The sequence below is a fragment of the Oceanicola sp. S124 genome (assembly GCF_000220565.1).
GTDB lineage: Bacteria > Pseudomonadota > Alphaproteobacteria > Rhodobacterales > Rhodobacteraceae > Pseudooceanicola.
This window is the reverse complement of record NZ_AFPM01000323.1, coordinates 38,721-48,000: the sequence shown is the minus strand read 5'-3', so window position 1 is coordinate 48,000 and position 9,280 is coordinate 38,721. Positions and strand designations below refer to the sequence as shown.

Below are 9,280 nucleotides of genomic sequence, written 5' to 3'. Positions count from 1 at the left end.
GCGCGCGGCCGGCGGCCGCGCGCTATCCTGCACTCATCTGGCAACGGGCGCGACACTGCCGCGCCCTGTCGCCCTGCCCGGCCTCAGACGCCGCAGAGAGAGACCGTCAGCCCCATCTCGCGCGCCAGCTCGGCCCGGGCCAGCATGGCGCGGTCGGCCTCTTCGGCCGAGTTGGCATAGACCACCTGGATGTGGTTGGCCTTGTGCCGCGCCATCATCTGATCACGGCTGACGCCGGTCAGCACGGCGTTCATGATCGGCCATTCCGGGTTGGTGCCCTGCGAGCGGCGCTCCTGCTCTTCAGTGCTCAACGCCACGGCCCGGCCCCGGCCAAGGTCCATGTGCAGCGCGCCGTCCTGCAGGAAGATGCGCGACCAGATGATCTCGCCCGGCTTGGCATAGCCCTTCAGCGTGCCGCCGCCCGCCGGGAAGAACATCGGCGGCTGGCGCAGGCTTTCCGAGCCGGCCCAGCCCCCCGCGTGGTGCGCAGGCGGTGCCGCGCCCGAGATCTCGAAGACCCAGACGAAACCGTCCTGTCCGCCCGAGGCATCCATCCCGCCCCAGCGGAGGTCATGCAGCGTGTTCTCGACCGGCTGACCAAGGGCGGTATGCACCCGCTGGATCATCACCCCGTCGAGCGCCGCGCATTCGTCGACCTCGTTGAAATGCACGATGGCCGCGCCCTCGCGGATGACGCTGCCATCGGCGCGGGCCACAGGCGGACGCTCGGCGTTGTTCAGCATGCCTTCGACCAGGTCCGAGGCCGGCAGCAGGTCCTTCAGGCCCTGCTGGTACTGGATGCCGATCGCCTCGCAGCCGAAGCGGTCCATCAGGCGCACGGCGGCGACATACATGCGGCACTGGTCCAGCACCTGGGCCTCGGTCAGATCCGTCGCCGGGTTGTCGCCCAGGTGGAAGGTCATGCCCTTGCCGAGCATCCAGTCGTAGACCGCGCGCGCTTCGGTCTCGGGAACCTGCTTGGTCTCGAAATAGAGCGCCGATTGCGACAGCCGTTCCTTGAAGATGCCCAGCGGCATCAGCAGCTCATCCGGGATGATGGCGTTGTACATGCCCATGCAGCCCTCGTCGAAGACCCCGAGGATCGTCTTGCGGCTGCGCAGGTCCTGGGCAATCTGCTGGGCCAGCTCCGCATCCGCGCTGCCGCCGTCGTAGGGGCGCACATGCGAGGTGTCATGGGTGATGCGCCCGGTCTCAAGCCACTCCTTCAGCCCGTCGAGGAAGAAGGCATCGCTGAAATCCTCGCTCCAGAGCGAGGCGTATTCGACGCCCGCCTTGGTCAGCGAACCGTTGAGGTTCAGCAGACCCACCAGCCCCGGCCACTGGCCCGACCAGTTGGCCAGAGTCAGGATCGGGCCACGGTGGGTGGTCAACCCCGGCAGGACATGGTGCGAATATTGCCAGACCGCCTCGGCGACGATCAGCGGGGCGTCGGGGTCGAGACCGGCGAAGATATCCATACCCTCGCGCTGGCTGGCGATGAAGCCATGGCCCTCGGGCTTTTCGGGATGGCCCCGGACAAGCTCATGGCCCAGCCCGGCCAGCACGCGGGCCAGGTCTTCTTCCAAGGCCTTCTGGGTCGGCCAGCATTGCAGGTTGGCGCTTTCGCGCAGGTCGCCGCTGGCGACGAGTTGTATCCTGGTCATCGCTCTCACTCCTCCATGATCGTTCGGTAGGCCGCGTGGTCGTCCTGCATCCGCCGCATGACCCGGTACTTGCGGTCATGGAAGGCTGCGATCCGGCCGCCGCGCGGGTGGATTTCGCTGTAGCCGCCGGACATGGCGGCCATCATCGCGGGCAGGTCCGCGCCATCGCCCGCCGCCACGGCGCCCAGCATGGCCGAGCCCAGCAGGACCGGCTCGCGCCCCTCGGGCACCAGCACGCGGCAGCCCGTGGCATCGGCGTGTTCGCGCAGGTAAAGCGCATTGGCCGCCAGCCCGCCGCTCATCACCAGCGTGTCGATCTGCGCGCCCTTGGCCCGCATCGCCTCGATGATGTGACGCGAGCCATAGGCCAGCGCCTGCACCGTCGCGAGGTAGTCCAGCGCCAGGTCGTCCAGCCCGCCTTCCAGCGTCAGCCCCGAGACACCGCCCTGCCGCCATGGTTCGGCCAGAGGAGAGCGGTTGCCATGAAAATCCGGCTGGATATGGCGGTCGCGGGTCAGCAGGGCGGTTTCCTCACCCATGCCCGCCAGGTGTTCCTCGATCAGCGTGGCGACCCGGGTGCCGCGCCGCGCGGCCTTTTCCGCCAGCGGCACCGAGGCCGCGTGGCGCGCAATCACCGCATCCATCAGCGCCCCGGCGGCGGACTGGCCGCCTTCCAGCGCCCAGAACTCCGGCAGGGCGGCGCCGAAGTAGGGCCCCCAGACGCCGGGCACGAAGATCGCCTCGCGCGACAGCGCGATATGGCAGGTCGAAGTGCCGGCGATCACGGCAAGGCGGCGGTCGATGCCCGCATCGCCCTCAAGCCCCAGCCCGAGGGTGCCGAGCGCACCGGCATAGGCGTCGATGACACTGGCCGCGACGGGGGTGCCGGGGGCAAGGCCCAGCTCTTCGGCGGCCCTCTCGCTCAGCCCGCCGCAGGGAGCGCCGGGCGAGGCGAGGCTGGCGCCGATGGCAGCGTGATCGTCGCGGGACAGTTCCTCAAGCCCGATGTTGGCGAGGAAGGCATCGTCCCAGCCCTCGCCCGCGGTGCCCTTGTGCCCAAGGTAGGTCCACTTGCAGACGGTCGAGCAGAGCGAGCGGGTCAGATCCCCGGTGGCGCGATGCACCAGCCAGTCGGGCAGATCCCAGAAATGCGCCGCCTCGGCCCATTGGCCCGGCAGTTCCCGCTTCATCCAGCGCAGCTTGGGCAGCTCCATCTCGGGCGAGATCCGCCCGCCCACATGGGCCAGCGGCGCGCCACCGATAGCGTTGATCTCTTCCGCGTCGCCGAGGGCGCGGTGATCCATCCACAGCATCACGTCCTGCCCCGGGGCGCCCTCGGGGTCGACGCTGACCGGTCCAAGGCGCGCATCCGACACCACCAGCGAACAGGTCGCATCGAAGCCCAGTCCGCGGATCGCGCTGGCCTCAAGCCCCGAGGCCTTGAGCGCCGCACGAACCGAGGCGCAGACGGCGGCCCAGATTTCGGCCGAGGCCTGTTGCGCGTGATGGGCGCGCGGGCGGTAGGTCCGGATGGCGCAGCTGCCGGCGCCAAGCAGGTCTCCGGATGCGTTGAAGACACCGGCGCGGGCGCTGCCCGTGCCGACGTCGATGCCGATATAGCTCATGTTTCTCTCCCTCAGCCTGCCGAAAGGCGCAGGTCATGCCGACCCGGCGCCAGGGCAAGGTGTTCCTTCCCGTCGCACCGCCATCCTGGCGGCAAGGTGACCTTCGCCGTCACGCCCGGTGGCAGGCTGACCTGCCAGCCGAGCGTATCGCCCTCGAACCGCCAGGCGCTTTCGACGGGCCCGGTGGCCGCGTCATAGCGCGCGCTGACATGGCCGATCCGCCGGTCGAAGACCGGGCGCATGCGCAGGCGCAGGTAGCCTGGCGCCGCCTCGTCCCAATCGATCCCGGCCAGCCGCGCCCAGATCCATTCCCCGATGGCGCCGTAGGTGTAGTGGTTGAACGAGTTCATCGCGGTCGACTGGAAACCCCGTTCCGGCGTCCAGCCGTCCCAGCGTTCCCAGATCGAGGTCGCCCCCTGCCGGATCGAGAACCCCCACGAGGGGTAGCTTTCCTTCAGCAGCAGATCGACAGCACGTTCCGGCCCCAGCCAGTCGCAGATCACCGGCGCCAGGTGGCGCACGCCCAGGAAGCCGGTCTGCAGGTGGCCGCCTGCCTCCTGCAGCAGAGCATCCAGCCGCGCAGCGGCCTGCGGGCGCTGATCCTCGGGCAGCAGGTCGAAATCCAGCGCCAGTAGGTAGGCCGTCTGGGTGTCGCCGGTCAGACGCTGACCATCCCAGAAGCGCGCGAGGAAACCTGCGCGCAAGCGCGTCGCAAGGGCCTGCCATCGAGTGGCATTCTCGCCGATCTCGGCTGCCATGCGGGCCATCAGATCGGCAAGACGGATCCAGTAGGCGGTGTTCAGCAGCGGCCGGTCGGTCGCGGGACCGATCGACAGCCAGTCGCCGTAATTGTTGTGGACCGAGTGCTCGCGGATGCCGTCCGGGTTCTCGCGCTCGATATAATCCATCCAGGCGACCAGCGGGGCCCACATGCGCTGCATAAGCGCCCGGTCGCCGTAGCGCATCAGGTGGTCCCAGCACAGGATCACCGGCGCATCGCCCCATGCGGGCGCGCCGGGTTGCGGGGTCAGGCGGTAGGGGTTGAGCGGCTTGGTCGGCGCCACGTCGGGGAAGACCCCCTCCGGCGACTGGCCGTCGACCATGTCCTCCAGCCACTTGGCGGTGAAGGCCGAGACATCCATGAAATACCCGGCGGTCTTCCAGAAGACCTGGGCATCGGCGGACCAGCCGTAGCGCTCATCCCGCTGCGGGCAATCGGTGGGCACGGCCAGGAAGTTGCCGCGCTGGCTCCAGAAGATGTTCGAGAGCAGCTGGTTGACCATTGCGTGGCCGGTCTCGATCCGGCCCGTGCGCGGCAGGTCGGTCTGGATCGCCACCGATTGCACGCGGATCTTCGCGCCGGGGTCGCTGCTGCGCAACCCGAGGTACTGGTAGCCGTGGAAGGTGAAGCGGGGGGCAAAGACCTCCTCCCCGCCGCCACGACAGATGTAGATATCCTCGCTGACCGCGAAACGCAGGTTGGCGGTATAGAGCGCGCCGGTCTCGTCCAGCCGCTCTCCGTGGCGCAGGCGGATCTCGGTGCCCTCGGGGGCCTCGACGGTCAGGCGGATGTAGCCGGCAAGGTTCTGACCAAAGTCGAAGATCCGCTCGCCATCCGGGGCGGCGCTTTCGGCGACGGCGTCCAGCCACGCGACCTCTCGAGCCTGCGGGGCGCGGGCGGCATCAAGCTGCGGGGCGCGCGGATCGGGCGTGAAGACCTCGACCGGCTGCCAGTTGACCTCGGTGAACCCGGGTGCCGACCAGCCGGGCATTTCCAGGCGGGCGTCGTACATCTCGCCTGCGAGGAAGTCCGAATAGCAGATTGGGCCCTGCCGGGTGGTCCAGCTGTCGTCCGAAGTGACCTTCTCGAGCCGCCCGTCGGCATACTCGAGGTGCAGTTGCAGCTTCAGCGCAGGCCGTCCGCCGTAGTGATTGCCCGCACGGCGCTGGTTGTGCCCGATCCGGCCCGAGTACCAGCCCTCGCCCAGGATCACGCCCAGCACGTTCTCGCCCGGAACGAGCGCCCCGGTCACGTCCAGAACGTCGTATTCGGCGCGCTGGTGGTAGTCGGTCCAGCCAGGTGCCATGACCGCATCACCGATGCGTGTGCCGTTGACCTCAAGCTCATAAAGGCCGAGGGCCGCGACATAGGCAAAGGCGCGCACCGGCGCTTCGGGCAGCGACAGCGGTCGGCGCAGGTAGTCGGCGGGGCGGGCCTGGAAACGGTTGTCGTAATTGGAATCCTGGGGAACCTCGCGCCCGGCGGGCAGGACGAAATAGCGGGCGATCCAGTCGGCTTGCCAATCGTCCGGCGCGAGGCCCGTCAGGATCGGCGCCGGGGCCGCGCGGGTGATCGCGCCATCGACCGAGGTCATCTCGACGCTCCACCAGAGGCGGGCATCGCGCGGCAGGTCGGGGCCGGTATAGGCAAGGCTGCGGGCGTCGGGCGCAAGCGCGCCGCTATCCCAGACCTCCGCCGAGCCATTGGCCAGCGCCTTCGCGTCGGTGCCCAGCAACAGACGCTGAGAGATGACCTCCCCCACCCCTTCGGCGCCCCATGCGAAACGGGGCGTGCCGTTCAGGCCCGCGGGCGCGGCCAGCAGGTTGCAGCGCAGGGACACGGCGTGCGGCGCGCCCGTGTTGGCGGGGGGCTGATCCGGGGCGAGGCCAGACGGTCCGGTCATTTCAAAGTTCCAGGGCGCGTTCGCGGGCGTTGGCGATATGGCGGTCCATGGCGGCGGGCGCGGCCACGGGATCGCGGGCCAGCAGCGCCTCGATCACCGCGATATGGTCGGCAAAGGCCGCCGGCAGGGTGATCGAGCTGAGCTTGATGCGGTCCAGCTTGATCAGCCGGATGCGGATCGAGTTGATGTCATAGGCCGCCTTGATCAGCTCGTTGCCGGTCTCGCGGATCAGCAGCATGTGAAAGCCGGTGTCGACCTCCTGCCCGCGCTGCAGGATCTCTTCCGAGGGGTTCTCGCGCACCGCCTCGATGATCTCGCGATGCAGGTCCAGCTGAGTGCGCAGCACCTCGTCGGGCATGGTGCGCAGCGCGTTCAGCACCGCTTCGCGCTCCAGTGCGGCACGCATCTGGAAGGCGTCGCGGATCATCGGAAGGTCGATGGCCGGGATCTGGATGCCCCGCTGCGGCAGGACATGGATCAGCCCCTCGGATTCCAGCCGCGGCAGCAGCTCGCGCAGGGCGCCGATGGAGAGGTGCATCAGCTCGACCAGCTCGCGCTGGCTGACCAGCTGGCCGGGGCGCAGGCGCCCGTCCAGCAGCGCGTCCTGGAACTGGTGATAGGCCGATTGCCGGACCGTTCCGTCGTGCCGTTTCGATGCGCCGCCGCGACCTGCTGCCATGATGCCTCTCCTCCCGGGTCTTTCCGCCTGACTCAGGCGGTCTTTTCGGCACCTGCAAAGCCCAACTCAAGGGCAAGCCTGCCCTGAAGAGCCGCGTCCAGCGGTGCCAGCGGGGGCATCGTACGCAGGAATGTTTCATCATCATAGCGGATCGCCAGCAGAGCCTTCAGCGCCGCCAGCCCGCCGTTGCCGTCCACCGCCTCGATGCGATGCGCGGCGCGGGCCTCGAAGGCTGCGTCCACGCCACCGGCGCAGAGCGTCACGCTGTCGGCAGGGAAGAGGTTCACCAGCCCACCGATCATGCCCGCGCCGCCTGCGGCGACCATGCGGCTCAGGATGCGGTCATCGCCGGTGAAGATCGACAGCTCGGGGAAGGCCTCGATCAGCGCCTTGCCGCCTTCGAGGTTGCCGGTCGAATCCTTGATGCCGATGACCCGTCCGCCCGCGACATCGCAGACCGCGCGCACCAGCGAAGGCGTGAAGGTAACGCCCGAGAAGAACGGAAAGTTGTAGAGCACGATATCTAGGTCCGGCGCGCCGGCCTTCTCGATCACAGCCGCGAAGAAAGCGGCCACGGCCGCCTCGGACGAAGGCGCATAGTAGAAGGGCGGGATGATCAGCGCGGCGCGGCAACCCAGCGCGGCATAGGCACGATAGAGGGTCGCCGCATCATCGACCGAGGCCGCGACGACGCCCGGCACATGGCGCGACATGTCGGCGCCCGCCGCCTTCATCTGCTGCAGCGCCGCGATCTTCTGGGCTGCCGAGAACGAGGCCCCCTCTCCGGTCGTGCCGAAGCACGACACGAAGGCACAACCGGCGTCCAGCAGCGCGGCGCAATGGCCCGACAGCTTCACCGAATCGACCTCCAACGCCTGCGTTACCGGGGTGACGGTCGCCCCCACCACTCCTTTGAAGTCCGTGCCGCTGCGCATCCTGCTTTCCCTGATCCAATCGGACGAATCGCCTGAAACAGGCCTGATTGCGTCACTGATATAACAACTGATACAATCAGTGTTTACTTGCGGGCCCGACCTTTGTAAAGTCCCGCTGATCCGCCGCCGTAGAGGAGCTTGACTGCGGTCGGAATGGCGGGGAAATTCCATCCAGGGAGGACACTTAATGAAATTGACATGCACTCTTGGCGCTCTGGCGCTGACCACCGCGCTCGCGGCCCCGGCGCTGGCCCAGGACGCGATCGAGATCAAGTACACCACGGCTTCGGTGCCCAGCGACCTGCACACCCGCGCCATGCAGGTGTTCAAGGATGAGCTGGAAGCAAAGGTCCCGGGCCGTTTCGACGTGCAGCTCTATGACTCGGGCTCGCTGTTCGGCCAGGGCGCGGACCTCGACGCCCTGCAGCGCGGCAACGCGGAAATGACCTACCTGTCGTTCCAGCTGATCGCCGATGCGATCCCGGAATTCAGCCTGCTGACCGCCGGTTACCTGTTCCAGAACCCCGATCACTACCGCGCCTTCCTCGCCTCGGACATCGGCGCCGAGTTCAAGGCGAAGGTCAGCGACGAAATGGACGTCCAGCTGCTGGACACCTGCTATCTTGGCACCCGACAGCTGAACCTGCGCAAGGCACGCGACGTGCAGACCCCGGCGGACCTGGACGGCGTGAAGCTTCGCATGCCCGGCTCTGACGCCTGGCTGTTCCTCGGCTCGGCCCTTGGCGCCGCACCGACGCCCCTGCCTTTCGGCGAGGTCTACCTGGCACTGCAGACCGGCACTATCGACGCCCAGGACAACCCCCTGCCCACCGTCGAGGCCGCCAAGTTCTACGAGGTGACCGAGCAGATCGTGCTGACCAACCACCTGGTCGACGGCATCAACATCGCCATCAGCAACGAGACCTGGGATCAGCTCTCGGATGACGAGAAGTCCGCCGTGACCGAGGCCGCCGTGGCCTCCTGCGACTGGAACAACGCCGAGCGCGTGGCCAACGAGGACCGCCTGGTCGACTTCTTCAAGTCCGAGGGCCTGCAGGTGACCGAGCCCGACCTGGCCGCCTTCCGCGAGCACGTGCAGGGCGCCTACTTCAACTCCGAGCGCGCCGAAGCCTGGCCCGAAGGCTGGGTCGAGCAGATCAACGCAATGGCCAAGTGATCGGCCGTGACTGACCAGTCTGTCCCCGACAGCCGTGTCGAACAGATCGGCCACCTGCTTTCGCGGGTGGCCGATGCCGTCGGCGTGGTAATGTTCCTGATCGCCTTCTCGGGCTTCATCGTCCAGGTCTTCTTCCGCTACGTGGTCGGCACGCCGCTGATCTGGACGGAAGAGGTGGTGATGATCGCCTTCATCTGGACCGTGTTCTGGGCCGTCGCCTTTTGCGTGCCGATCCGCGAACATGTGACCTTCGACGTGGTCTACGACGTGGTCTCGCCCAGGACCCGCCGCATCATGGCGCTCGGGGTCACCGTCATCGCGCTAATCGCCTTCGGGCTGCTGATCCTGCCGACGCTGGACTACCTCGACTTCCTCACCCGCAAGAAAAGCCCGGTGCTGCGCCTGCCGATGCACTGGATCTACGGCTGCTACATCCTCTTCGTGGTCGGTTTCTCGGTGAAGCTTCTGGCCCGCCTGCTGCGCCTTCTGGGTCCGAACTGGCGCGGCGCTCTCTGA

At 67.9% G+C, this 9,280-nt stretch carries 7 protein-coding genes; 2 read left to right on the top strand and 5 right to left on the bottom strand.

Features of this window, described 5'->3' with window-relative positions; all coding sequences use genetic code 11:
* Positions 1–83: 83 nt before the first annotated feature.
* From OS124_RS0122265 to OS124_RS0122245, 5 genes are read right to left on the bottom strand one after another with little or no spacing between them, the layout of a single operon-like run.
* The gene (locus OS124_RS0122265) at positions 84–1,664 is read right to left on the bottom strand and encodes a fucose isomerase (protein WP_010142238.1); all 1,581 of its coding nucleotides are present in this window, start codon (positions 1,662–1,664) and stop codon (positions 84–86) included.
* Between the two features lie 5 nt (positions 1,665–1,669).
* On the bottom strand, positions 1,670–3,289 hold the full coding sequence (locus OS124_RS0122260) for an FGGY-family carbohydrate kinase (protein ID WP_010142237.1): 1,620 nt from the start codon (positions 3,287–3,289) through the stop codon (positions 1,670–1,672).
* An 11-nt stretch (positions 3,290–3,300) separates the two neighbouring features.
* The gene (locus tag OS124_RS25680) at positions 3,301–5,973 is read right to left on the bottom strand and encodes an alpha-L-rhamnosidase (protein ID WP_010142236.1); all 2,673 of its coding nucleotides are present in this window, start codon (positions 5,971–5,973) and stop codon (positions 3,301–3,303) included.
* Between the two features lies 1 nt (position 5,974).
* Positions 5,975–6,652, bottom strand: coding sequence for a GntR family transcriptional regulator (locus tag OS124_RS0122250; protein WP_010142235.1), 678 nt, complete (start codon positions 6,650–6,652; stop codon positions 5,975–5,977).
* A 32-nt stretch (positions 6,653–6,684) separates the two neighbouring features.
* Positions 6,685–7,587 (bottom strand): dihydrodipicolinate synthase family protein, encoded by a 903-nt coding sequence (locus OS124_RS0122245; protein ID WP_010142234.1) that lies wholly within the window; start codon positions 7,585–7,587, stop codon positions 6,685–6,687.
* 187 nt (positions 7,588–7,774) lie between these two features.
* Between OS124_RS0122245 and OS124_RS0122240 the strand changes: the two genes are divergently transcribed.
* Both OS124_RS0122240 and OS124_RS0122235 read left to right on the top strand, forming a co-directional pair.
* A complete protein-coding gene (locus tag OS124_RS0122240; protein WP_010142233.1) occupies positions 7,775–8,764 on the top strand; it encodes a sialic acid TRAP transporter substrate-binding protein SiaP in 990 nt (329 codons plus the stop codon).
* A gap of 6 nt (positions 8,765–8,770) precedes the next feature.
* Positions 8,771–9,280, top strand: coding sequence for a TRAP transporter small permease (locus tag OS124_RS0122235; RefSeq protein ID WP_010142232.1), 510 nt, complete (start codon positions 8,771–8,773; stop codon positions 9,278–9,280).